General features: G+C 60.2%; 24 protein-coding genes. 10 read left to right on the top strand and 14 right to left on the bottom strand.

Features of this window, described 5'->3' with window-relative positions; genetic code table 11:
• The first annotated feature begins 2 nt into the window (after positions 1–2).
• The 4 genes from ASE36_RS16720 to ASE36_RS16705 are packed head-to-tail and all read left to right on the top strand — an operon-like array spanning position 3 to position 4,082.
• Complete coding sequence (locus ASE36_RS16720) at positions 3–1,241, top strand: COG4223 family protein (RefSeq protein ID WP_062282237.1); 1,239 nt, start codon at positions 3–5, stop codon at positions 1,239–1,241.
• A 4-nt stretch (positions 1,242–1,245) separates the two neighbouring features.
• Positions 1,246–2,865 (top strand): heme biosynthesis protein HemY, encoded by a 1,620-nt coding sequence (locus ASE36_RS16715; protein ID WP_082511159.1) that lies wholly within the window; start codon positions 1,246–1,248, stop codon positions 2,863–2,865.
• Between the two features lie 13 nt (positions 2,866–2,878).
• Entirely contained in the window at positions 2,879–3,358 is a 480-nt protein-coding gene (locus ASE36_RS16710; protein ID WP_062282806.1) for a TerB family tellurite resistance protein, read from the top strand.
• Positions 3,348–4,082 carry a glutamine amidotransferase gene (locus ASE36_RS16705; RefSeq protein ID WP_062282234.1) on the top strand — a complete coding sequence of 245 codons (735 nt, stop codon included), beginning with the start codon at positions 3,348–3,350 and terminating at the stop codon, positions 4,080–4,082. Before ASE36_RS16710 ends, ASE36_RS16705 begins: the two co-directional genes overlap by 11 nt.
• On the opposite strand, the gene ASE36_RS16700 is transcribed toward ASE36_RS16705, so the two are convergent.
• On the bottom strand, positions 4,067–5,314 hold the full coding sequence (locus ASE36_RS16700) for an MFS transporter (RefSeq protein WP_062282230.1): 1,248 nt from the start codon (positions 5,312–5,314) through the stop codon (positions 4,067–4,069). The genes ASE36_RS16705 and ASE36_RS16700 overlap by 16 nt on opposite strands.
• 130 nt (positions 5,315–5,444) lie before the next feature.
• Here ASE36_RS16700 and ASE36_RS16695 point away from each other — a divergent pair, with 130 nt between their 5' ends.
• A complete protein-coding gene (locus ASE36_RS16695) occupies positions 5,445–5,735 on the top strand; it encodes a YggT family protein (RefSeq protein WP_062282226.1) in 291 nt (96 codons plus the stop codon).
• A 106-nt stretch (positions 5,736–5,841) separates the two neighbouring features.
• On the opposite strand, the gene ppa is transcribed toward ASE36_RS16695, so the two are convergent.
• The gene (ppa, locus tag ASE36_RS16690) at positions 5,842–6,375 is read right to left on the bottom strand and encodes an inorganic diphosphatase (protein ID WP_062282223.1); all 534 of its coding nucleotides are present in this window, start codon (positions 6,373–6,375) and stop codon (positions 5,842–5,844) included.
• Between the two features lie 124 nt (positions 6,376–6,499).
• On the opposite strand from ppa, the gene ASE36_RS16685 reads away from it, so the two are divergent.
• Entirely contained in the window at positions 6,500–7,126 is a 627-nt protein-coding gene (locus ASE36_RS16685) for a hypothetical protein (protein ID WP_062282220.1), read from the top strand.
• A gap of 17 nt (positions 7,127–7,143) precedes the next feature.
• Here ASE36_RS16685 and ASE36_RS16680 read toward each other — a convergent pair whose 3' ends face one another.
• The 3 genes from ASE36_RS16680 to ASE36_RS16670 all read right to left on the bottom strand — a co-directional run bounded on the left by ASE36_RS16680 (position 7,144) and on the right by ASE36_RS16670 (position 11,883).
• Positions 7,144–7,650 (bottom strand): GNAT family N-acetyltransferase, encoded by a 507-nt coding sequence (locus tag ASE36_RS16680; RefSeq protein ID WP_062282217.1) that lies wholly within the window; start codon positions 7,648–7,650, stop codon positions 7,144–7,146.
• Between the two features lie 188 nt (positions 7,651–7,838).
• A complete protein-coding gene (gene typA, locus ASE36_RS16675) occupies positions 7,839–9,665 on the bottom strand; it encodes a translational GTPase TypA (protein ID WP_062282213.1) in 1,827 nt (608 codons plus the stop codon).
• Between the two features lie 157 nt (positions 9,666–9,822).
• Positions 9,823–11,883, bottom strand: coding sequence for a M3 family metallopeptidase (locus ASE36_RS16670; RefSeq protein ID WP_062282210.1), 2,061 nt, complete (start codon positions 11,881–11,883; stop codon positions 9,823–9,825).
• 192 nt (positions 11,884–12,075) lie between these two features.
• Between ASE36_RS16670 and ASE36_RS16665 the strand changes: the two genes are divergently transcribed.
• Positions 12,076–12,504: a hypothetical protein gene (locus tag ASE36_RS16665; protein ID WP_062282207.1), complete on the top strand. Its 429-nt coding sequence runs from the start codon at positions 12,076–12,078 to the stop codon at positions 12,502–12,504.
• A 106-nt stretch (positions 12,505–12,610) separates the two neighbouring features.
• Positions 12,611–13,801, top strand: a complete 1,191-nt coding sequence (locus ASE36_RS16660; protein WP_244474779.1) for a multidrug effflux MFS transporter — start codon at positions 12,611–12,613, stop codon at positions 13,799–13,801.
• Between the two features lie 64 nt (positions 13,802–13,865).
• Here the strand turns inward: ASE36_RS16660 and ASE36_RS16655 are convergent, their stop codons facing one another.
• From ASE36_RS16655 to ASE36_RS16645, 3 genes are all read right to left on the bottom strand, one after another.
• Positions 13,866–15,089 (bottom strand): argininosuccinate synthase, encoded by a 1,224-nt coding sequence (locus ASE36_RS16655; RefSeq protein WP_062282203.1) that lies wholly within the window; start codon positions 15,087–15,089, stop codon positions 13,866–13,868.
• Between the two features lie 109 nt (positions 15,090–15,198).
• Complete coding sequence (locus ASE36_RS23300; protein WP_413813667.1) at positions 15,199–15,369, bottom strand: type II toxin-antitoxin system RelE/ParE family toxin; 171 nt, start codon at positions 15,367–15,369, stop codon at positions 15,199–15,201.
• A gap of 116 nt (positions 15,370–15,485) precedes the next feature.
• Positions 15,486–15,734, bottom strand: coding sequence for a type II toxin-antitoxin system ParD family antitoxin (locus tag ASE36_RS16645; RefSeq protein ID WP_062282197.1), 249 nt, complete (start codon positions 15,732–15,734; stop codon positions 15,486–15,488).
• 101 nt (positions 15,735–15,835) lie between these two features.
• On the opposite strand from ASE36_RS16645, the gene ASE36_RS16640 reads away from it, so the two are divergent.
• Positions 15,836–16,699, top strand: a complete 864-nt coding sequence (locus ASE36_RS16640; RefSeq protein WP_062282194.1) for an SDR family NAD(P)-dependent oxidoreductase — start codon at positions 15,836–15,838, stop codon at positions 16,697–16,699.
• Between the two features lie 74 nt (positions 16,700–16,773).
• A complete protein-coding gene (locus tag ASE36_RS16635) occupies positions 16,774–17,415 on the top strand; it encodes a LysE family translocator (RefSeq protein ID WP_062282191.1) in 642 nt (213 codons plus the stop codon).
• A 34-nt stretch (positions 17,416–17,449) separates the two neighbouring features.
• Here ASE36_RS16635 and rlmN read toward each other — a convergent pair whose 3' ends face one another.
• The 6 genes from rlmN to ASE36_RS16605 form a co-directional block, all read right to left on the bottom strand.
• On the bottom strand, positions 17,450–18,688 hold the full coding sequence (rlmN, locus tag ASE36_RS16630; RefSeq protein ID WP_156378693.1) for a 23S rRNA (adenine(2503)-C(2))-methyltransferase RlmN: 1,239 nt from the start codon (positions 18,686–18,688) through the stop codon (positions 17,450–17,452).
• Positions 18,689–18,923: 235 nt separating this feature from the next.
• Positions 18,924–19,427 carry an invasion associated locus B family protein gene (locus ASE36_RS16625; RefSeq protein ID WP_062282799.1) on the bottom strand — a complete coding sequence of 168 codons (504 nt, stop codon included), beginning with the start codon at positions 19,425–19,427 and terminating at the stop codon, positions 18,924–18,926.
• Between the two features lie 266 nt (positions 19,428–19,693).
• Entirely contained in the window at positions 19,694–20,074 is a 381-nt protein-coding gene (locus ASE36_RS16620) for a YkvA family protein (protein ID WP_062282189.1), read from the bottom strand.
• A gap of 79 nt (positions 20,075–20,153) precedes the next feature.
• Positions 20,154–20,456, bottom strand: a complete 303-nt coding sequence (locus ASE36_RS16615; protein ID WP_062282187.1) for a 4a-hydroxytetrahydrobiopterin dehydratase — start codon at positions 20,454–20,456, stop codon at positions 20,154–20,156.
• Between the two features lie 77 nt (positions 20,457–20,533).
• Positions 20,534–21,127, bottom strand: coding sequence for an RNA 2',3'-cyclic phosphodiesterase (thpR, locus tag ASE36_RS16610; RefSeq protein ID WP_062282185.1), 594 nt, complete (start codon positions 21,125–21,127; stop codon positions 20,534–20,536).
• Positions 21,128–21,193: 66 nt separating this feature from the next.
• Positions 21,194–21,841 (bottom strand): arylesterase, encoded by a 648-nt coding sequence (locus tag ASE36_RS16605; protein WP_062282182.1) that lies wholly within the window; start codon positions 21,839–21,841, stop codon positions 21,194–21,196.
• Between the last annotated feature and the right edge of the window lie 46 nt (positions 21,842–21,887).

Genomic DNA, 21,887 nt, shown 5'->3' with positions numbered 1-21,887 from the left:
CCATGGTTTCCGGAAAGCCACCCCGTCGATCGAAGTCCCCGGACGATCCGGTCACGATCGAACTGACGGCCGAGGAAACGGCATCGACGAACGAGGCCGCACAGGTCCCAGACGCCGCTCGCACCGAGGATGTGACGCCCATCGCTGAGCCGGGCGTTGGCGACACTGCCGAAATGAGTCCCTTGGACGAGACGTCGCGCGCAGACACTACTGCCGAACCAACGACTTCGGACAGCACCACGGTTCCCCCCACCGGCCCGGACACGTCCGGCGGTAGCACGGTCAGAACCGTTTCTCCCTCCACATCTGCTCTCATCGCTTCCGGCATTTTCGGCGGTTTGATTGCTTTGGCGCTCGCCGGCAGCATGCAATATGCCGGCGTCGTTCCGGGCATCGGACCGCAACAGCAGGCACCGGCCGCGGTGAACGACGGCACCGAACTGGAAGCCCTGAAGGCCGAGATCGCCCGATTGGCAAATGCTCCGGCAACGTCTGCCACGGATCCGGCGCTCGTTGAGCGCATCGCAGCATTGGAAGCAAAAGCTGGCAATGCCGAGACGACGCCCAGCATCGATCCGGCCGTCGTCGAGGGACTGCGCACCCAGCTTGCGGGCGCCGAACAATCGATCGCCGCTCTGCGCGAGCAGATCGCCAGCAATGCGAAAACGCTGGACGAGAGCCAGACGCGCCTGAGCGAAGCTGAGCGCAAGATTGAGGAACCGCGCAGCGACGTCGAAATGGCACGCGCCATCGCCCTGGCCGGCCTGAAGACGGCGATTGACCGTGGTGGCCCTTTCCTCTCTGAACTCGACGCGCTGAAAAGCGTTTCGCCGGAAGACCCGGCAATTGCCCCTCTGTCGCGCATGGCCTCGGCTGGCCTGCCGTCCCGCTCGAACCTCTCACGTGACTTCAGCCAGATTTCCGATGATATCCTCACAGCGATCAACCAGCCGGATGCTGGCGAAGGCTGGACAGACCGCCTGCTCGCCAGCGCGAAGTCTCTCGTGAAGGTACGCCCTGTCGGCAATGTCGAGGGGGAGACGCCTGAGGCGATTGTCGCCCGCGTTGAGAACAAACTGCAGAATGGTGACCTGAAGGGGGCGTCGCTGGAGTGGGAAACACTGCCGGAAGCTGGAAAGGCAGCATCGGCTGACTTCGGCCAGGCCCTGAAGAACCGCATCGAGGCGGAAGAGCTGGTGGCGGGCGCCTTGTCCCAGACCGTCGCCGGAAATGGGGGCTAATGGCATGACGACGATCTTCAAGGTTCTCTTCTTCCTCGCCCTTATCCTCGCCGCTGGCTTCGGCTTTTCCTGGATTGCCGATCGTCCGGGCGACATCTCGCTCGTCTGGCAGGGGCAGAGCTACCAGACGACGCTATTGGTGGCGCTGACAGCACTCGTTGCCCTGATCGGGCTGGTGATGGCCTTCTGGTGGGTCATCCGCACGCTGTGGACCTCGCCGCATTCTGTTCGCCGCTTCTTTCGCGCCCGCAAACGCGACCGTGGCTATCAGGCGCTCTCCACGGGGCTGATCGCCGCAGGCGCCGGCAATGCCCTGCTCGCCCGCAAGATGAGCGCCCGCGCCCGGGGCCTGATCCGCGCCGACCAAGAACCGCTGATCCGCGTTCTGGACGCTCAGGCAGCCCTGATCGAGGGGCGTCACGACGAAGCCCGGCGGCTCTATCAGGAAATGTCGGACGATCCCGAAACCCGCGAACTCGGCTTGCGCGGTCTCTATGTCGAGGCCAGCAGACTGGGCGCGCACGAAGCGGCACGCCAATACGCCGAGACAGCGGCAGAACATGCACCCTATCTGCCCTGGGCCGCGAAGGCGACACTCGAATATCGCTGCCGCGCCGGCCATTGGGATGACGCGATCCGCCTGCTCGATCAGCAGCGCATTGCCAATGTCATTGAGCGCCACGAAGCCGACCGGCTGAAGGCGGTGCTGCTGACGGCGCGCGCGCAGGACCAGCTGGAAGCCGAACCGACGGCGGCCCGCGATAGCGCGTTGAAGGCTCTGAAACTGGCCAAGGATCTGGTGCCTGCGGCCATCGTTGCCGCAAAGGCCTATGTCCGGGAGGATAACCTGCGCAAGGCGGCAAGCACGCTGGAACAGGTCTGGAAGATCGAACCACATCCGGAAATCGCGGCGGCCTATATGCGGTCACGCAGCGGCGACAGCGCGGCTGACCGCCTGAAGAAGGCCGAAAAGCTGGAAGCGCTGAAGCCAAACAACATCGAATCCTTGCTCGCAGTTGCGGAGGCGGCTCTCGACGCCCAGAACTTCAAGCGTGCTCGGGCCAAAGCGGAAGCCGCTGCCCGCATGGGATCCCGCGAAAGGGTCTACCTGCTGCTCGCCGACATTGAGGAAGCCGAAACCGGAGACCAGGGTCGTATCCGCCACTGGATGGGTCAGGCGCTCAAGGCGCCCCGTGATCCGGCCTGGGTCGCAGACGGCCATGTCTCGGATCACTGGATGCCGATCTCGCCCGTGACGGGCCGCCTTGATGCCTTCGAGTGGAAGGTTCCCATTGACCAGCTGGCAGGCCCGATCGAAGAAGGCAGCCTTTCCCAGGGGGAGCAGGCGCTTGCCTCTCTTCCGCCGGTCAGCAGCCCTGCGAAGACAGAGGTGAAGCCAGCCAAGGTGATTGAGCCGGAGGTGGTCGTGATCCACCAACCGAAGACGCTTGCGGAGTCTGCAGCCGCGGAGGTGACGACAAAAGCGACGGCGGAGCCTCCGAAGACCACGCAGACGGAGCAGAAGACACCGGAGCCTTTCTTCGGCCGCCCGCCGGATGACCCCGGCGTCAAGGATCCGTTGCTGGCGGCCGCCGAACCCAAGACACGCCTCAAGCTGTTCTGACAGGAACCCGATGCTGCTCGATCGTCTTCAGACTTTTTTCCAATCCGTGATGCAGGACCACCCGAAATCGGTCTTTGCGCCGGACGATCCACGCATCGCAGTCGCGGCCTTATGCTTTCAGGTCATGGAAGCGGACGGAGTCGTGCTCGATGTCGAGCGCAACAAGTTGCGGGACATCCTGCGCCAGCAATATGGCCTTGATGGCGAGCAGCTCGATGCGATGTTGCGAGCCGGCCAGGACGCCGAGAACGAGGCAGTCGATTATTACCGCTTCACCAACGACCTCAAGCGCCACCTCGACGAGGCCGAGCGGCAGCAACTGGTCGGCATTCTCTGGGACATCGTCTATGCTGACGGCACGCGCAGCGAGATGGAAGATCACGCCATCTGGCGCGTGGCGGATCTGCTGGGCGTTTCGGGACGAGAGCGGATCGCTTTGAGGCAGGAGGCTGCCCATCGGGCGGGCCTTGGAGCGACTGACGATGCAACCTGACCGCCGGCCGCTCTCCAGAAGCGGCAAGCAGCCTGTGCTCATCGTCCTGCATCAGGAGCGGTCAAGCCCCGGTCGGGTCGGCCAGATGCTGAAGGAGAAGGGATACCCGCTCGACATAAGAAGGCCTGTTCTCGGGCAGTCACTGCCAGACACGCTAGAAGGCCATGCCGGCGCCGTCGTCTTTGGCGGGCCGATGAGCGCCAATGATCCCGATGAGTTCGTAAGGCAGGAAATCAATTGGCTCAACGTGCCGCTGAAGGAGGACAAGCCCTTCCTCGGCATCTGCCTTGGCGCCCAGATGCTGGTGCGCCATCTCGGCGGCAAGGTTGAAGCGGATCGCGAAGATCGGACCGAAATTGGCTGGTATCCGATCCGTCCCACCGAGCATGGGCGCCTGCTGATGCCGTGGCCGAAGATGGTCTATCATTTCCACCGCGAGGGCTTTTCCCTGCCGCACGGCGCCAAGCTTCTGGCGACAGGCGACATCTATCCCAATCAGGCATTCCGTTATGGTGAGAACGCCTGGGCCGTTCAGTTCCATGCGGAGTTGACGCGAGCCATGATGCACCGCTGGGTGGTGCACGGTGCGCATCGCTTCGTCCTGCCTAATGCTCAACAAGGCCGCGAGCACCTCGAAGGGCGCATGATCTTCGATGAGCCGCTGAAGGCATGGCTTTCAGATTTCCTTGATCTGATCTTCGAGGCGCCTCAGCGCGCTTCGTGACGTTCCGGCGCCTCGAGCCCGTCGATCTTGCGCAACTGCGGGAAACCGAGCGCCCAGATTACGGCCACGGCGAGCGTGCCGATGCCGCCGACGACGACAGCCGGAACTGGGCCGATGAAATGCGCCATGGTGCCGGCGCGGAATTCTCCGAGTTCGTTCGATGCCCCGACAAAGACCATGTTGACGGCATTCACTCGGCCACGCACCTCGTCCGGTGTCCAGAGCGCAATCAGCGTCTCTCGCACATAGACCGAGGCCATGTCTGCCGCACCCATCAACATCAGCGCGGCGATTGAGAGCCAGGGCGTTGCTGAAAGCCCGAACAGCACCGTGCCGACGCCGAACAGCGCCACGCCGACAAACATGAAGGTGCCGGCATTATGGCGGATCGGGAAACTCGCCAGCGCAATGGCGACCAAGATAGCCCCGACGCCGGGCGCGGCGCGGAGAAGGCCGAGGCCCCATGGGCCGAGGGTCAGGATGTCACGCGCAAAGACCGGCATCAGCGCGATTGCACCACCGAGAAGCACCGCAAAGAGATCAAGCGAAATCGCGCCGAGCACAACCTTTTCACCGAAGATGAACCGGAAGCCGGCAAGCAGGCTGTCGCGCGTGACCGCCTTGTTAGAGACACGCTGCGGCGGACGAGGAATGGTGAAAACCAGAATGGCCGCCGCAACGAAGAACAGGAAGCAGACCGAATAGGCGACCGTCGGGCTTGCTCCGTAGAGAAGGCCACCTGCGACCGGGCCGACGATGGAGGCCGTCTGCCAGGAGGACGAGTTCCAAGCCACCGCATTCGACAAGTCTTTGGGTGGCACCAGATTGGGGCTGAGCGACTGAACGGCCGGCGCTGCAAAAGCGCGCTCGATGCCGAAGACGACGAGAATGGCAAAGACGATCGTCGGCTCGAAGGCATCCGCGATGGTCAGCGCCAGAAGAGCGCCGCCACAGACCGCACTGAGCACCATGCAGGCCGCGACGATGACCCGTCGGTTATACCGATCGGCGACTGAACCCGTGACAAGGATCAACAGCAGCGACGGCAGGAACTGCACGAGCCCGATCAGGCCCAGATAGAAGGCACTGCCGGTCTTGTCATACATCTGCCAGCCGACCGAGACGCTGAGGATCTGGGTAGCAAAGGCGCCAAGGAAACGAGCGAAGAAGAAGCGGGCGTAGGAAGAATGCCGGAACGCCGCGAAACGGTCGTCGGCCGAGGACGGGTGCATGGTCTGAAAAACCTTGAAATGCGGGCGAACGCCCCTGCGTTAAACATGATTCGGATTGCGTGGGCCCCATCCACTTGTCCGTTAAGTCGCCAATGTCTACATCTCTGTCAACCAAGAAATGGAGACTTGAATGGTTGCCCTCTTTCAGACGATCGACCTCGCCCTGAGCATCTTTACCTGGATATTGATCGGGAGCGCGATCTTCTCGTGGCTGTATGCGTTTAACGTGATCAATTCCAGCAATCGCTTCGTCGCCTCGCTCGGCCAATTCTTCTATAATGTGACGGAGCCCGTGCTTCGCCCGATCCGCCGCTTCATGCCGGACCTGGGCGGCATCGACATTTCGCCGATCATCGTACTGCTGATCATCTTCTTCCTGCGCTCGTTCCTCTGGAACAGCATCTTCCCGCTGGTTGCCTGAGTTAGCCGGCTACGGAAGCTCGATAGTATGTATAAAAAATCCTCCGGATCGATCTGATCCGGAGGATTTGTCATTTCAGGACCAAGAGGGAAGTGCCTCTTACGGCTTACTTCTCGTCCTTGGCGCGCTGGATCGATTCCAGGATGATCTGCTTGGCATAGTCGACATCCTTCCAGCCGCCGATCTTCACCCACTTGCCGGGCTCCAGATCCTTGTAGTGCTCGAAGAAATGCTGGATCTGCTTCAGGGTGATTTCCGGAAGATCGGTGTAGTTGGCGATCTTGTCGTAGCGACGGGTCAGCTTGGGAACCGGAACGGCAAGGATCTTCTCATCCATGCCGCCATCGTCTTCCATCATCATCACGCCGATGGGGCGCACATTGATCACGCAACCCGGCACCAGCGGACGGGTATTGCAGATCAGAACGTCCAGCGGATCGCCATCAAGGCAGAGCGTGTGCGGCACGAAGCCGTAATTGCCCGGATAGGTCATCGGGGTGTACAGGAAGCGGTCGACGACGAGTGTGCCAGCGTCCTTGTCCATTTCGTACTTGATCGGTTGGCCGCCGACCGGAACCTCAACGATCACGTTGATGTCTTCCGGCGGGTTCTTGCCAATGGCAATTGCATCGATACGCATATCTGGACCCCGTAGAGTGTTGAATTCTCGCGCTACCTAATGCGAAATATGGCGCAATGCAACACGGCTTTGGGTGAAGCTTGGGTGACACAACTGCCAACCGTCCCGCGAGGAGAAACACGCCATGAAGATGTCCAGCATTTTGCCGCTCGTCTTGCTGACGGTCGTGACCGGGGCGGCGGCGCAAATGGCAAGGGCCAATGACAGCGTCTATACCGACCTCGATTTCGACAAATGCCAGACCCTGGCAGAAGACCAGATGGGCGTTTCCCTCAAATGCCGGGGCTACCGTGGCGAGCCGGTCTACTTCAAGGAAGGCGACCTTAGACAAAGCGTATTCTACGGTTGGGTCGACAAGGAACTGGTTGACGGCGCGTTCGAAAGCTTTTCAGCATTCAACCACATCAACACAACGATCGAGTGGCGGCTCAATGACGCGGGCGAACCCTTCGCCGCTATCCTGCGCTGGTTCATCGACAATCCCGGGCCTGATGGTGGCTCAACCAAAGCATCTCGCGGCGAGATCCTGGTCGTGTCCCGCGTCGGCACTTCGGATTACGGCGGCTCCTGCATGGTGGCTCTCGTGGACGCAAAAGCCAATCCGGATGCCAATGTAAAAGCTCGCCAAATGGCCGACGACACGGCGCCTGACTTTGCCTGCGGCATGCAGGAACCGGAATGGGTGGGTAAGCGCGGTGACCTCGTCAGCGAGCGAACATTCAGCTGGCCGGAAGGCTACGTGGTCGAATGAGGGAAAAATAGGCGGCGTCAGTTCCAGATGAAGCCGAGCTTTTTCAGGTGCACGTCGTCGAAATCTTCCATGCCCTCCACCGCGTCTACACCGCCGTTCGAACGGAAGAAGTTGGCAGCGATTTCGCTGTCTTCCAGGCACCAGACGACCATACCCTCGCAACCGAGAGACTTCAGCAGCCGACGCGCCTCATGGAAGAGCGAGTGGCCAAGACCGATGCCCTGATATTCGGGGCGAAGATAGAGTTCATAGATCTCGCCTTCATGCGGCAGAGCGCGCGCCCGGTTGAGGCCGAGTGAGGCATAGCCGGCGACCATGCCGGCAACCTCGACGGTGAGGATCGTGGCAGGCCCTCGGATTGCCTTGCGCCACCAGGTTTCGCCGCGGCGCTCGATCATGCGGGTGAGAGCTCTGTGGGGAATGATCCCTGAATAGGCCTGCTGCCACGCAGTGCGGTGCACGTCGGCAATCGCCGCGGCATCTCTCGGGCCGGCCAACCGCATGTCTATCGACAACGTCTTCATAACGTCACTTCCGCCTCGTTGGACCGGCACCGACGTCATGCCGGCCACCGCGAGAAACAGTCTATCTGTTCGTTTGGAAATTTAACGCTTTTTTAACCGTCCTCGCAAGCGCGCAGCCGTGCGCTACACAGACAAAAACCCCGGCCAAGTTGACCGGGGTTTTGAATAGTCCAAAGTTTTCAGCAGGTTCAGCCCTGCGATGCACGCTGCTTTTCGAACCGCTTGCGGTCGTTGGCATCGAGGAACATCTTGCGCAGACGGATCGACTTCGGCGTCACTTCCATCAGTTCGTCATCCTGGATCCAGGAGAGTGCGCGGTCGAGCGTCATGCGGATGGGCGGGGTGAGCTTGACGGCTTCATCCTTGCCGGCGGCGCGGATGTTCGTCAGCTGCTTGCCCTTGAGAACGTTGACTTCCAGGTCGTTGTCACGGGTGTGGATGCCGATGATCATGCCCTGATAGACCTTTTCGCCCGGCTCGATGATCATCGGGCCGCGATCCTCCAGGTTGAACATGGCGTAAGCCACGGCTTCTCCCGAACCGTTCGAGAGCAGCACGCCGTTGACGCGACCGGCGATCGGACCCTTGTAGGGCTGGTAGTCGTGGAACAGGCGGTTCATGATCGCCGTGCCACGCGTATCGGTCAGCAGTTCCGACTGGTAGCCGATGAGGCCGCGGGTCGGCGCGAGGAACTTGAGGCGAACGCGGTTGCCGCCCGACGGACGAAGCTCGGTCATCTCCGCCTTGCGCTCGGACATCTTCTGGACGACGATGCCGGAGTGCTCTTCATCAACGTCGACGACGACTTCCTCGATCGGCTCCATCAGCTGACCGGTCGTTTCGTCATTGTGCATGACGACGCGCGGACGCGATACGGCAAGCTCGAAGCCTTCACGGCGCATGGTCTCAATGAGAACGGCGAGCTGCAATTCGCCTCGGCCGGAGACGAAGAACGAGTCCTTGCCTTCGGCTTCTTCGATCTTCAGCGCAACATTGCCTTCGGCTTCCTTGAGCAGGCGGTCGCGAATGACGCGGCTGGTGACCTTGTCGCCTTCGGTGCCGGCCAGCGGGCTGTCGTTGACGATGAAGGACATCGTAACCGTCGGCGGGTCGATCGGCTGTGCCTTCATGGCTTCCATCACGGACGGATCACAGAAGGTATCAGCAACCGTGCCCTTGGAAAGACCAGCGATCGCGACGATGTCACCCGCATGGGCTTCATCGATGGCCGTGCGCTCGATGCCGCGGAAGGCGAGGATCTTGGAGATACGACCGGTTTCGATCGTCTTCCCATCCTGGCCGAGCACCTTGACGGCCTGATTGGACTTGATCGAGCCCGAGGCGATACGACCGGTGATGATGCGGCCGAGGAAGGGGTTGGCTTCGAGGATCGTACCGATCATGCGGAACGGACCTTCTTCAACCGTCGGCTCCGGAACATGCTCAAGCACGAGGTCGAGCAGCGGCGCGAGACCCTGTTCCTTCGGGCCTTCCGGATTGACGTTCATCCAGCCATCGCGACCCGAACCGTAGAGGATCGGGAAGTCGAGCTGCTCGTCGGTCGCATCCAGATTGGCGAAGAGGTCGAAGACTTCGTTGATCACTTCCTCATGACGGCCGTCCGGACGGTCGATCTTGTTGATCGCAACGATCGGGCGAAGGCCGACTTTCAGCGCCTTGCCGACGACGAACTTCGTCTGCGGCATCGGACCTTCAGAAGAGTCAACCAGAACGATTGCGCCATCCACCATCGAGAGGATACGCTCGACTTCGCCGCCGAAGTCGGCGTGGCCGGGCGTGTCGACGATGTTGATGCGGTGACCCTTCCACTCGATCGAGGTCGCCTTGGCGAGAATGGTGATCCCGCGTTCCTTTTCCAGGTCGTTCGAGTCCATCATGCGTTCGGCAGTACGCTGGTTCTCGCGGAACGAACCGGACTGCTTCAGAAGCTCGTCGACAAGGGTCGTTTTTCCATGGTCGACGTGCGCGATAATCGCGATGTTACGCATTTTCATGATTTGGATCTCTGGCGGCTGGGGCGCTAAACAGGAGGAAGCGCCGATTTACTTTGGCGCGCTCATACCCTGTTTTTTGCAATTGCGAAAGGGGGAAACGCCCCGAGCGCCGGCGATGGTTACCGCCAGCGCCGCAATCAGGGCAGGCCGAACCGCGTCAGGCGGCAAGGCCCCTCTTCTTCAGCATGGCCTCCGGGCTCGGCATTTTGCCGCGGAATGCCTCATAGGCCTCCTTCGGATCGACAGAGCCTCCGACGGAGTAGATGTGGTCTTTCAGCTTGCGCGCCGTCTCCGGATCGAAGGCATTTCCGGTCTCCTCGAAGGCCGAGAACGCGTCAGCATCGAGCACCTCCGACCACATGTAGGAATAGTATCCGGCAGAATAACCGTCACCGGCAAAGACATGCTGGAAGTGCGGCGTTGCATGACGCATGACGATGGAGGACGGCATGCCGATCTTCTTGAGCACCTCGTCTTGCACCGCCATCGGGTCCTCGACCGCGTCGCGTGTGTGGAAGGCCATGTCGACCAGAGCGGACGAGGTGAATTCCACCGTGTTGAAGCCGGCATTGAAGTTGCGGGCAGCCAGCACCTTGTCGAGCAGGGCCTGCGGCATCGGCGCGCCTGTCTCGTAATGCACCGCATAGGTCTTCAGGATCTCGGGCACAGTCAACCAGTGCTCGTAGAGTTGCGACGGCAGTTCGACAAAATCACGCGAGACCCCCGTGCCTGATACCGTCGGATAGGTGACATTCGACAGCATGCCATGCGCCGCATGCCCGAACTCGTGAAACAGGGTCCGCGCATCATCGAGCGACAGCAGCGCAGGCTTGCCCGACTCCGGCTTTGCGAAATTGCAGACATTGTAGATGATCGGGATCTCGCCAAGGCGGCCATTGGCGAGCGGCAAGCGATGCTGCGACTGGAAGCTGCTCATCCAGGCACCGGAGCGCTTGGACGGACGGGCGAAATAGTCCCCGAGGAAGAGCGCGACGAGCTTGTCCTCACGGTTGCGAATTTCGAAGACCCTGACGTCTGGATGATAACCTACGACATTGGTGAGCGGCACGGCATGAATGCCGAAAATGCGACCGGCAACGTCGAAGCAGGCTTCGATGATCTTCTCGAGTTGCAGATAGGGCTTGAGCTCCGCCTCTGAGAAATCGAACTTCCGCGTCCGAAGTTTCTCCGCATAGTGACGCCAGTCCCAAGGGGCGACTTCGTGATTGCGTCCTTCCTCGACAATGAGCTCGGCCAGCGCCTGTTCTTCATCATGGGCCTGAACGACCGCCTTCTCCCAGACTTGCATCAGGAGCCCGTTCACGGCCTCGGCGGTTTCGGCCATGGTATTGTCGAGCTTGAGAGCCGCGTAATTGGCGTAACCCAGTAGCTTTGCCTTCTCGGCCCGCAGCGCCAGCGTCTCCTTGACGATTGCGCGATTGTCGGTCTCACCACCATTGATGCCGCGCGATGTCCAGGCCTTGAAGGCAATCTCCCGGAGGTCACGCCGCTCGGAGAAGGTGAGGAAAGGCTCGATGATCGAGCGCGACAATGTCACCACATGCGAATGGCCGCCGCCATGCGCCTGAGCGGCAGAGGCCATGGCATCGCGCAAGAATGCCGGAATGCCCGCCAGATCCTCTTCGCCGGCAAGCGGAAGCACCCACGAGGATTCATCGGCCAGCACGTTCTGGCCGAAACTGGCACCGAGACTCGCAAGCCGCTCGTTGATGGCTGCCAGCCGATCCTGTTCGGCCTTTTCCAGCTTGGCACCAGACTTGACGAATCCTTTCCAGTGCCGCTCCAGAACCCGCGTCTCCTCAAGCGTCAGCCCGAGCGTGTCACGCTGCTCCCAAAGAGCGTCGATGCGGCGGAAGAGCGGCATATTGGTCCCGATCTTCGAATAGTGTCGAGACATTTTCGGCGCGATTTCGCGCTCAAGGGCCTGGATCTCAGGGTTGGTATGGGCACCGGCCCTGTTCCAGAACAAGGCCGATACGCGTGAAAGCGCATCACCCGCCACCTCCAGTGCAACGATCGTATTGGCGAAAGTCGGCGCCTCCGAATTGCCGGCGATGGCCTCGATTTCGGCCTCGTGCTGTTTCAGCGCCGCCTCGAAAGCCGGCGCATAATCGCCATCGGTGATCTGCTCGAACTGCGGCAGTCCGTGAGGGCCATCCCATTCGACGGCGGGATTGAGTGCGGGCGAACCTGTCATGAAAACCTCCTGCGGCGGCACCTGGGATCGGCGAAGCAACTATCTTGGATATGCTATCGCGACGGCGCCGTGGCAAGCATGCAAAAACCGGTGAACAAGAATAGATTATTCCACTCCACCCGAACATGACGATTGACGAATTTTCGCGAAAGGCGATAGATCGAATCATCCTATGAAAGGACGGTCACCGCCATGGAAATCTTTCCAATTCAGCCGGTTGGCATTTCGCCGCTGAAACTGCGGGAAAGCAGCGCCCAGCCGGATGTGAAAATGTCCGATCTGGCGCCCAAGACGCCGACATCAAAAGACCAGGACGTCTTCGAGGAAGCGCTCTCCGTCTTCGCAAGCATGACGCCGCGTCGCCTGCGGGAAATCGCGAGCGAGAGCTTCCAGAAGGACGAGATCGACGAAGTTACATTCCGGGAACTCTCGACGGAGCTGCCGTTGCAGGCCGTCGACCGAAACGGAAACGTCGCAGACCTTTCGACACTGACAGACGACACCCACTTTGATTACGCCGAATATTACAAGACCCAGCAGTCCCTAGCCGAAATGATCGGCGACATGGACATGGCAGATTCCTACTCGAAGGTCCTGGACTTTTTCTCTCGGACGAGCTGATCACCATCCGACGTCTCTGCAGCTTTTTAAGCTCGATACGATCGCCATTTCGCCATAAGTGATCACCGCGCAGCGCGCGCAGATTTCAATGATCAGGGCGATGGACATGACGACAGTGCGGATGAGCGAACGGCGGACGACCTTTCTGGGTGCGCTGCTCACCACACTCGGCCCCATCTCGATGGCCATTTATACGCCCGCCATGCCACAACTGGTCGCGGCTTTCTCAACGACGGAAGCTTCGGTAAAGCTCAGCCTCTCTCTCTTCTTCGGCGGCTTTGCCTTGGCGCAACTCGTCGCCGGCCCCCTCTCGGATGCTCTTGGGCGAAAGACGGCCACCCTCATTTTCCTCGCGGTCTACATTACAGGCTCGCTACTTGCAGCAGTGGCTCCGTCGATCGAATTCATCCTCGCTGCCCGGCTGATCCAGGGGATTGGCGCCTCCGTCGGCGTGGTGGTCGGGCGCGCCATCGTCCGCGATCTTTTCGTAGGAGCGGATGCGGCACGCATCCTCAATACCATCGGCATCTTTCTCGCCGTTGGTCCGGCCATGGGTCCGACGCTCGGCGGACTGACCCTAGCCGCGTTCGACTGGCACGCGGTCTTCCTGCTTCTGGTGGGTTTCGGCCTTCTGGCAGGAGCTTGCACGCTCCTCTTCATGCGCGAGACCGTCACACGGGATCTGACCCGGCTGCGTCCCATGCGACTGGTGCGTGGTTATCTGGAGGTAGTCGCCAATGCGCGCTTCCTCGCCGCGTCCCTCGTTTTGAGCGGCTCGATTGGGGCGCTCTACGCCCAATCGACCATGCTGCCCTTCATCCTTATCAATCGCGTCGGGCTCACGCCGACCGAGTTTGGTCTCGGCATGCTGATGCAGTCCGGTTCCTATCTGCTTGGATCGCTGACATTGAAGCTGGTGGCGTCCCGGCTTAGCGGGCCAAACGCGGCACGGATCGGCATTAGTTTGTGCGGGCTCGGCGGTCTTGTCATGGCGCTATCCGTCGCCTTCATCGAGCCACACTATCTGACGATCATGGGCCCGGTTGCGATCTGCACCTTCGGGATCGCGTTTCTGACCCCGCATGTCGTGACCGTGAGCATGGCACCCTTCGCGCATATCGCCGGTTCGGCCTCGGCCATGACCGGGTTTCTGCAGATGGGTGCCGGCTTTCTCGGCGGTATCGCCGCAGCGGCCATGGGCAACCCCCTGCATGCTTTCGGCGTCATCATCCCGACCATGGAATTCTCAGCCGTCGCTGGTTTCCTCTGGTTGAGCCTCTTGTCCAAACGACCCTGATCAAGACACGGAAAAACCCGCCTGCCCCACGGGCAGACGGGTTTCAATAGCGGAGCGCTCCGGCTTATTTGCCGAGATTACGCTTGGCGAGCGTGCGCAGGCGCAGAGCATTCAGCTTGATGAAGCCGGCCGCATCTTTCTGGTCATAGGCACCCTGGTCGTCTTCGAAGGTGACGAGCTGGTCGGAATAGAGCGACTTCGACGACTCGCGGCCGATGACCATGACATTGCCCTTGTAGAGCTTGAGCGTCACTTCGCCTTCCACATGCTCCTGGCTCTTATCGATCAGCGCCTGCAGCATTTCGCGCTCCGGCGAGAACCAGAAGCCGTAATAGATGAGCTCGGCGTAACGAGGCATCAGCTCGTCCTTGAGATGGGCTGCACCCCGGTCGAGCGTAATCGATTCGATTGCACGGTGTGCCGAAAGGAGGATGGTGCCACCGGGGGTCTCGTAGACACCGCGGGACTTCATGCCGACGAAGCGGTTTTCGACGAGATCGAGGCGGCCGATGCCGTTGTCGCGACCATAGGTGTTGAGTTCGGCGAGCAGCGTAGCCGGGCTCATGCGAACGCCATTGATCGAGACGGCATCACCCTTCTCGAAGCCGACCTTGATGATGGTGGCCTTGTCGGGAGCGGCTTCCGGCGAGATCGTGCGCATGTGCACGTATTCCGGTGCCTCGACCGACGGATCTTCTAGAACCTTGCCCTCCGAAGAGGAGTGCAACAGGTTTGCGTCGACGGAGAAAGGCGCCTCGCCCTTCTTGTCCTTCGCAACCGGGATCTGGTTCTGCTCAGCGAAAGCGAGCAAATCGGTACGGCTCTTGAAAGCCCAGTCGCGCCACGGGGCGATGATCTTGATGTCCGGGTTCAGTGCATAGGCTGAAAGCTCGAAACGAACCTGGTCATTACCCTTGCCGGTCGCGCCATGGGCAATCGCGTCTGCACCGGTCTTCTTGGCGATGTCGATCAGGTGCTTGGAGATCAGCGGACGAGCAATCGAGGTGCCGAGCAGATAGACGCCTTCATAAACGGCGTTGGCGCGGAACATCGGGAAGACGAAATCGCGCACGAATTCTTCGCGCACGTCCTCGATGAAGATCTCCTTGATGCCCAGCATCTCGGCCTTCTTGCGCGCCGGCTCGAGCTCTTCGCCCTGGCCGAGATCGGCGGTGAAGGTTACGACCTCAGCACCGAGTTCGGTCTGCAGCCATTTCAGGATGATCGAGGTGTCGAGACCGCCGGAATAGGCGAGGACGACTTTCTTCACGTCTTTGGGGAGTGCCATGTCGATGTTCCGTCTGGAAGGAGCGAGGCTCAAACCCCGCCTGGATCAAGAATGGCGGCACTTTTAGCGAGATTCCGCTGGTGTGCAAGGGCAAGAGGGGCCGAGAGCGTCAGAGATGACGGCCAATATTCATGCGCTGATGGAGGATACGGATGAGAACGATCGTTTGTCGGGTTTCACGATACACGAGGTAGTGGGATCGGTAAGCCAAGCTCAAATAGGCTTTGGAGAGTTGCGGAATTTTTCGGCCGCTTCGTTCACCTTCGCAGATTGCCCGCAAGCTGATCTTTATCCCGAGCGCATAGGCTACTGCCTGTTCCAGCCCCCATCGCTCTTCCGTTTAATCGAAGATCCCATCGATATCCCGCGCTGCATGGGGTGAAACGATCAGGCGCTTCATTCAGCAGCCGACTGGCGGCGTTTGCTATCAATGAAGTCGTCGAAGTCGAAAGGCTGCGGCTCGCCGGATGCCTCGCCCTCTTCAATGGCGGACTTGATGGCAGCAAGGCCATCCACCTCATCGCGCAGGAGGGCAAGGGCTGCCTCAATGACCTCTGCTTCCGACGCGTAATCTCCGGCTGCGATCCTGGCCTCGATGAACTGCGCCAACTCTCCGGAAACGGTCACGGTGGTCATCTTGTTCATCGGCAGCAATCCTCCATCGACGGCCGTCACGTTGACGATGCTCCGCTAGGATACCATATCGCCACCAGAGACAATACCACAGGTTCTAAAGGAGTTTGCCCATGACGATCCAGCATCCAGCGCTTGCCAAGGGCCATGTCGCCGTGGTCACCGGCGCGGCATCCGGCATCGGATTAGCTGCGGCCAAAGCCTTTGCCAGCATGGGCCTCTGCGTCGTCCTTGTCGACCTCGAAGGAGATCGCCTCGCTGATGCGGCCTTACAAGTCACGGCTCTTGCTGCTGGCGGAGAAGCCGATGTGGTCGCCATCGGCACGGATGTGTCCAAGCTGGATGAGCTTGAGGCATTGGAGCGCGCCGTCATCCAGCGCTTCGGCCGCGTCCACGTCCTCATGAACAATGCCGGCATCCAGCCGGGCAGCGCGCTCTTCGGCCCGCAATCCAATTGGGAAAACGTGCTCGGCGTCAACCTCATGGGTGTGATCAACGGAACGCGAACCTTCGGTCCCGGCATGATTGCGCACAAGGACGCAGCGCTCATCATCAACACCGGATCCAAGCAGGGCATCACGACGCCACCGGGTGATCCCGCCTACAACGTCTCCAAGGCCGGCGTGAAGGCCTTCACCGAAGCCCTGCAACACGAACTGCGCAACACGGCGGACAGCAACGTCACGGCCCATTTGTTGATCCCGGGCTTCGTCTTCACCTCGCTGACGGCCAACGGTCGCACCGAGAAACCGGCAGGCGCCTGGACCCCGGAAGAAACGGTCGCCTTCATGCTCGAAAGCCTGGAGCGTGGCGACTTTTACATCCTGTGTCCCGACAATGAGGTGCCACGCGCGCTCGACGAGAAGCGTATCGCCTGGGCCGCTGGCGACATCATCGAAAACCGGCCACCGCTCTCGCGCTGGCATCCGGACTATGCCGACGCCTTCAAGACCTATCTCTCTGTCCCGCAAGGCTGATTGGCAAGGCAAGTGAACGCCGCTAAGGATGAAGCATCCGCAGATCGCGGATGCTTCATCATGCGGTGTTATCAATGGATTTCGTTCCGAGCCTTCCCGTCTTTCTCGCCTTCAGTCTCGCTCTCCTTCTGCTGGCCATCACGCCTGGTCCGGATATGACGCTTTGGATCAGCCGATCCCTGCGCGACGGCCGCGCGATCGGTCTCATGACGCTGGCTGGCACGAGCTTTGGCATCTCGATCCACACCATGCTGGTGGCCTTTGGCATCTCGGCGCTCATCGTCGCTTCACCGACGGCCTTCTTGCTACTGAAGACGGGCGGCGCTGCCTATCTGCTCTGGTTGGCGCTGCAGGCCGTCCGTCATGGTTCGAATTTTGTCATCAAGGCAGAGGGTGAGGCAGTCGTCTCCAAGAAAGGCGCCTTCCTGAATGGGCTCTGGGTCAATCTCCTGAACCCGAAGGTCATCATCTTCTTCATGACCTTCCTACCGCAATTCGTGACGGCTACCGACCCGCATGTCACGGGCAAGCTGATCTTCCTCGGTCTGTGGTCGATCATCCTGTCGCTGCCAATTGGGATCGGCATCGTCTATGGGGCGGATTTCATGTCGAACTGGCTACAGGCCAACCGCAAGGTTCTGCGCAGCATCGACTACACCTTCGCCGGGGTCTTCTCGATCTTCGCGGTGAAGATCCTAATGACCCAGGCGAAGTGACGAAGGCGCCTGGCGAGCAGGCCGCCGAAAGGCTTCAATCTTCGTCTTCGCCGTGGCCGGCGATCATCATCGCCTCGAAGGCCATGCGTTCGGTCTTGCGCATGCGCTCGGATTCCGACTTCAGCTGGCCGCAGGCGGCAAGAATGTCGCGGCCGCGCGGGGTGCGGATCGGCGAGGCATAACCGGCCTGATTGATGAAATCGGCAAACTTCTCGATCGTCGCCCAGTCGGAACACTGATAGTTGGTGCCCGGCCACGGATTAAACGGGATCAGGTTGATCTTCGCCGGCACGCCCTTCAAGAGTTGGATCAGGCCCTTGGCATCTTCCAGGCTGTCATTGACGTCCTTCAGCATCACATATTCGAAGGTAATGCGGCGGGCATTCGACAGGCCCGGATAGTTTCGACAGGCCTCGATCAGCTCCTTGAGCGGATACTTCTTGTTGATCGGCACCAGCATGTCGCGCAGCTCGTCGCGCACCGCATGCAGCGAAATGGCAAGCATCACGCCGATCTCTTCGCCGGTCCGGTAGATTTCCGGCACCACGCCCGAGGTGGAAAGCGTGACACGACGCTTGGAGAGCGACAGGCCATCGCCATCGGTTGCGATCAGCAGGGCCTTCTTTACTTCCTCGAAATTGTAGAGCGGCTCACCCATGCCCATCATGACAATGTTGGTGACCTTGCGATCGCTCGACGGCATCATCGTGCCAACCGGTGTCTCCCGGTCAGGGAAATCGCCCAGCCGATCACGTGCGAGCAGCAGCTGGGACAGGATTTCTTCTGACGTCAGATTGCGCACCAGCTTCTGCGTGCCGGTGTGGCAGAAGGAACAGGTCAGCGTGCAGCCGACCTGGCTGGAAATGCACAGCGTGCCGCGCCCCTCTTCCGGGATATAGACGCTTTCGACCTCGACCGGACGGCCGGCACCGCGCGGCGGGAAGCGCAGCAGCCATTTGCGGGTACCGTCATTGGAGACCTGCTCCTCGACGATCTCCGGACGCGCGATGGTGAACTGCGTCTTCAGCATTTCGCGCATGTCCTTGGAGACATTGGCCATATGATCGAAGTCGGAGACGCCGCGCACATAGATCCAGTTCCAGATCTGCGCGACGCGCATCTTGATCTGCTTGTCCGGCACACCCTTTTCCCGCAGGGCAGCACCGAGGGCTTCGCGATCAAGGCCGATCAGGCTCGGCTTCTCGACGAATGCAGCAGGGCGAACCGGAGTGGCAGTCTGGCTCCGCTCGGGAAGCGTCACGGTGACAGTCATCGTCTGGACCTCAGGGCCATAGCGGCAAGCAGGCTCCGATCGAGCGCTTCCCGGCTGGCAGGTATGAATTCATGGATCATGTGGGACAGGGGAAAGCCCGATGTCCTAATTTGCAGCGGCCAATAGCAGCTTTTTTGCTGTCCGTCACCCCAAGGTCGGCGAACTGCGGACGGGAGACAAACGACAAAGGGCCGGCAGTCGACTGCCGGCCCTTTGAAACATCAGATCGATAAGTTTACTTGCAGCCCTGAATCTTCTGCAGGGCGGCAGAGATACCGGACAGCGAATAGGTGTAGCTGGTCGGCGTCCCACGGGCCGAGGTGGCCTTGACCGTCATGGACGAACCGCCCTTCATGGCCGCGACCAAGGCCGGCTCTTCAGCAGCGTTTTCGACCCAGGCCGAGGTATCCTTGACGAACATGACGAAGTTCTTGTTGTCGATCGTCACATTGACCTTGGAGTCGCCCTTCATCGGGTAGCCCATCATCGCCTGCGGCTCGTAGGAGATGTTCTGGCCCGGACGCTGGGAGATCACGAAGAAGATATCGCCGTGATTGACGCTGGCTGGTTCCTTGGTTGTCGGAACGGACAGCACATAGCAAACGGTGCCGCCATTGGACTTGTAGGAATAGGCACCCCAAGCCTTGAACTGCTCAATCCGTGTTGGAGATTGAGCAAAGGCGAGACCGCTGCTCGCCAGGATGATTGCCAGTGCGGCTACGCTACTTCTTACGAACATGTCTTCCTGCCGGTTGTTTCCATCCATCGCCCAGCCGAACGGCCGGGCGCTCATCGTCAAAACCTGTGTTCAGTTTGACTTAATTTACCTTACCAAACCATGAACGAGACGCAGTTTCTTGTCCCAATCTGCATCGTCGCCATGATCAGCCGTCGCAAGATACGGCGAAACGCGGCTTTGCACCGCGTCGTCCTCGTTCGGATGTAGAGGCAAAGAATCGGGCAAGAGTTGGGCTGACATTTGTTTTGCCAAACACGGCGCCAGGATCACGCCTGCGTTGCGTCATCGGTAAGCACCCGGTCGGCAGCCTCGTAGTGCCGCTCCTTGATATGCCGGTTGATAAGCGCGAAGGCCGTGGTCAGGACTGCAATGTCATCCGTGAAACCGATCACGGCCAGAACATCCGGCACAGCATCGATGGGAAGCACGAAATAGCCGAGCGCAGCCAGCAGGATGCCCCGAACCCGCAGTGGTGTCTCGCGATCTATCGCACAATAATAGGCTGCTGCGAGATCACGTGAGAACGGGATCTGGCGCGCCGCCTTCTTGAAGGTCGGCCAGAACCGGCGCCGAACTTTCGCCTCCTGCTTTTCCTGGGTTCCTTCGTCACCCGGAAGCAGAATTTCACCGATCTTCACGTCATCCATGAGCCAACGATCCTTTCGTGCGGACCCTATCAATCATATGTGATCCATGACGGGAGAATTCAATTGCTCGAGTTCACGCTCAAGCGGCGTCCCGGCCCGCCCTGTCCATCAGAACGGCCAGTTGGAAATCGAGTTCCGTGACGCCATCAGCGGAATGCGTTGTCAGCTTCACATGCACCTTGCGGTAGACATTGGACCATTCCGGATGGTGGTCGAGCTTTTCGGCAGCGAGCGCACACTGGGTCATGAAGCCGAAAGCTTCAGAAAAATTTCTGAAAACAAAGTGCTTCTCGATGGAAGTTCCATTATCCGCAAGGGTCCATCCCTGCAACTCGGAAAGGCGGGCGGAGATGGCTGCCGCATCCAGTTTTTGACGGATCATGAATCGCTCTCCTCAGACCTTCGTGCTCACCGACAAGGTTCAGCAGTTGCACAGATGCTCAGGAAACTACGGGCTGACTACAGCAGGCTCTTTTCCGGCTGCAATCCCCTGGCGCCGTAGCTCGAGGCGCCAGCCGTCTCTCTGAGCGGGAAGACTTCCTCCGTGAGGTAAGGGCCGCCACCGACCGATTCCTTCGAGGATAGCAGGACAAACCGAGAGACGTTGAAGGGCGACGTCTGGAAATCCCCTCGACCGCTCAGATAGTGCACAACGTCATCAAGGCGTGAGGCCTTGAGCCGAGCCAGCGTCACATGCGGTGTGAACTTGCGAGGATCGGGCGCGAGGCCCAGCCGCTGGCAGATGCGCTCGATCTCCCCCTGGAGGGCGTAGAGTTCTGGTGCCGCCGAGACACCGGCCCAGATCGAATGCGGCTTCTTAGAGCCGAAAGAACCGATGCCATTGAGTGTAAGCGAAAATTCGGGGCGGTCGATGCGATCGAGACGGTCCACGATCTCGTCTGCGGTACGACCATCGACGTCACCGATAAAGCGCAGGGTGATGTGATAGTTTTCGACATCGATCCAGCGGGCCCCGGGGAGGCCACCGCGCAGCAATGAGAGGCTCATGGCAGCGTTGCGCGGAATTTCGAGGGCAGTGAACAATCTCGGCATGGAGCGCTCCCCGAATCTTTTGCAGGTGCTCACAGCGAATCACGCAATGGCATGAGGCGCAAGCGATTAATTCGACTTACCCTCGATGCTCGATACCCAAGATTGAGCGAGGGGCAACATGCGTTCAGCCATGACAGCAAGGCCTTTGGTATTGGGATGCATGCCGTCCTCAAGCAGAAGGCTACGATCGGTAATCACGCCATCGAGTACGAAAGGATAAAGCGGCAGGTCATATTTCTTTGCGAGATCGGGATAGATAGCATTGAACCGCTTGCCGTAATCGCCACCCATGTTCGGAGGCGTCAGCATCCCGATGAGCAGGACCGGAATATTGCGCGCCTTGAGGCGGGCGATGATCTGGTCGAGATTGCGAGCTGTCTGCTCCGGCGGAATGCCGCGCAGGGCATCATTGGCGCCAAGTTCCAGGATGACCCCGTCGGTCCCATCGGGCACCGACCAGTCGACGCGCGACAGGCCGCCTGCCGTGGTGTCCCCGGAAACCCCGGCATTGGTGATGACCACATCGTGACCTTTGGCGACAAGATTGCGCTGCAATTGCGCCGGCAGAGCATCTTCCTGCGGCAGCTGGTAACCGGCCATGAGGCTGTCGCCGAAGCCGACCAGCTTCAGCGGCTCCGCAAGCGACGCCGTTGCCCCCACGAGCGTAGCCGAGACCATCACGGCGAAATGAAGCAGCGCAGCTTTAAATGTCATGCCGACCTTCCTAGATTGCCCGAAGTGCCGATCACCGGCAAACCTT

It is taken from the genome of Rhizobium sp. Root274, from assembly GCF_001429245.1.
In the GTDB taxonomy this organism is placed as follows: Bacteria; Pseudomonadota; Alphaproteobacteria; order Rhizobiales; family Rhizobiaceae; genus Allorhizobium.
The sequence above is the reverse complement of the archived record's forward strand: the minus strand, read 5'-3'. Positions and strand labels throughout refer to the sequence as shown.

Bases quoted from the DNA above. Each gene is read 5' to 3' on its own strand.
- ASE36_RS16720 (WP_062282237.1), top strand. From the start codon at position 3: ATGGTTTCCGGAAAGCCACCCCGTCGATCGAAGTCCCCGGACGATCCG.
- ASE36_RS16715 (WP_082511159.1), top strand. From the start codon at position 1,246: ATGACGACGATCTTCAAGGTTCTCTTCTTCCTCGCCCTTATCCTCGCC.
- ASE36_RS16705 (WP_062282234.1), top strand. From the start codon at position 3,348: ATGCAACCTGACCGCCGGCCGCTCTCCAGAAGCGGCAAGCAGCCTGTG.
- ASE36_RS16700 (WP_062282230.1), bottom strand. From the start codon at position 5,314: ATGCACCCGTCCTCGGCCGACGACCGTTTCGCGGCGTTCCGGCATTCT.
- ASE36_RS16695 (WP_062282226.1), top strand. From the start codon at position 5,445: ATGGTTGCCCTCTTTCAGACGATCGACCTCGCCCTGAGCATCTTTACC.
- ppa (WP_062282223.1), bottom strand. From the start codon at position 6,375: ATGCGTATCGATGCAATTGCCATTGGCAAGAACCCGCCGGAAGACATC.
- ASE36_RS16685 (WP_062282220.1), top strand. From the start codon at position 6,500: ATGAAGATGTCCAGCATTTTGCCGCTCGTCTTGCTGACGGTCGTGACC.
- ASE36_RS16680 (WP_062282217.1), bottom strand. From the start codon at position 7,650: ATGAAGACGTTGTCGATAGACATGCGGTTGGCCGGCCCGAGAGATGCC.
- typA (WP_062282213.1), bottom strand. From the start codon at position 9,665: ATGAAAATGCGTAACATCGCGATTATCGCGCACGTCGACCATGGAAAA.
- ASE36_RS16670 (WP_062282210.1), bottom strand. From the start codon at position 11,883: ATGACAGGTTCGCCCGCACTCAATCCCGCCGTCGAATGGGATGGCCCT.
- ASE36_RS16665 (WP_062282207.1), top strand. From the start codon at position 12,076: ATGGAAATCTTTCCAATTCAGCCGGTTGGCATTTCGCCGCTGAAACTG.
- ASE36_RS16660 (WP_244474779.1), top strand. From the start codon at position 12,611: ATGACGACAGTGCGGATGAGCGAACGGCGGACGACCTTTCTGGGTGCG.
- ASE36_RS16655 (WP_062282203.1), bottom strand. From the start codon at position 15,089: ATGGCACTCCCCAAAGACGTGAAGAAAGTCGTCCTCGCCTATTCCGGC.
- ASE36_RS16645 (WP_062282197.1), bottom strand. From the start codon at position 15,734: ATGAACAAGATGACCACCGTGACCGTTTCCGGAGAGTTGGCGCAGTTC.
- ASE36_RS16640 (WP_062282194.1), top strand. From the start codon at position 15,836: ATGACGATCCAGCATCCAGCGCTTGCCAAGGGCCATGTCGCCGTGGTC.
- ASE36_RS16635 (WP_062282191.1), top strand. From the start codon at position 16,774: ATGGATTTCGTTCCGAGCCTTCCCGTCTTTCTCGCCTTCAGTCTCGCT.
- rlmN (WP_156378693.1), bottom strand. From the start codon at position 18,688: ATGACTGTCACCGTGACGCTTCCCGAGCGGAGCCAGACTGCCACTCCG.
- ASE36_RS16625 (WP_062282799.1), bottom strand. From the start codon at position 19,427: ATGTTCGTAAGAAGTAGCGTAGCCGCACTGGCAATCATCCTGGCGAGC.
- ASE36_RS16620 (WP_062282189.1), bottom strand. From the start codon at position 20,074: ATGGATGACGTGAAGATCGGTGAAATTCTGCTTCCGGGTGACGAAGGA.
- ASE36_RS16615 (WP_062282187.1), bottom strand. From the start codon at position 20,456: ATGATCCGTCAAAAACTGGATGCGGCAGCCATCTCCGCCCGCCTTTCC.
- thpR (WP_062282185.1), bottom strand. From the start codon at position 21,127: ATGCCGAGATTGTTCACTGCCCTCGAAATTCCGCGCAACGCTGCCATG.
- ASE36_RS16605 (WP_062282182.1), bottom strand. From the start codon at position 21,841: ATGACATTTAAAGCTGCGCTGCTTCATTTCGCCGTGATGGTCTCGGCT.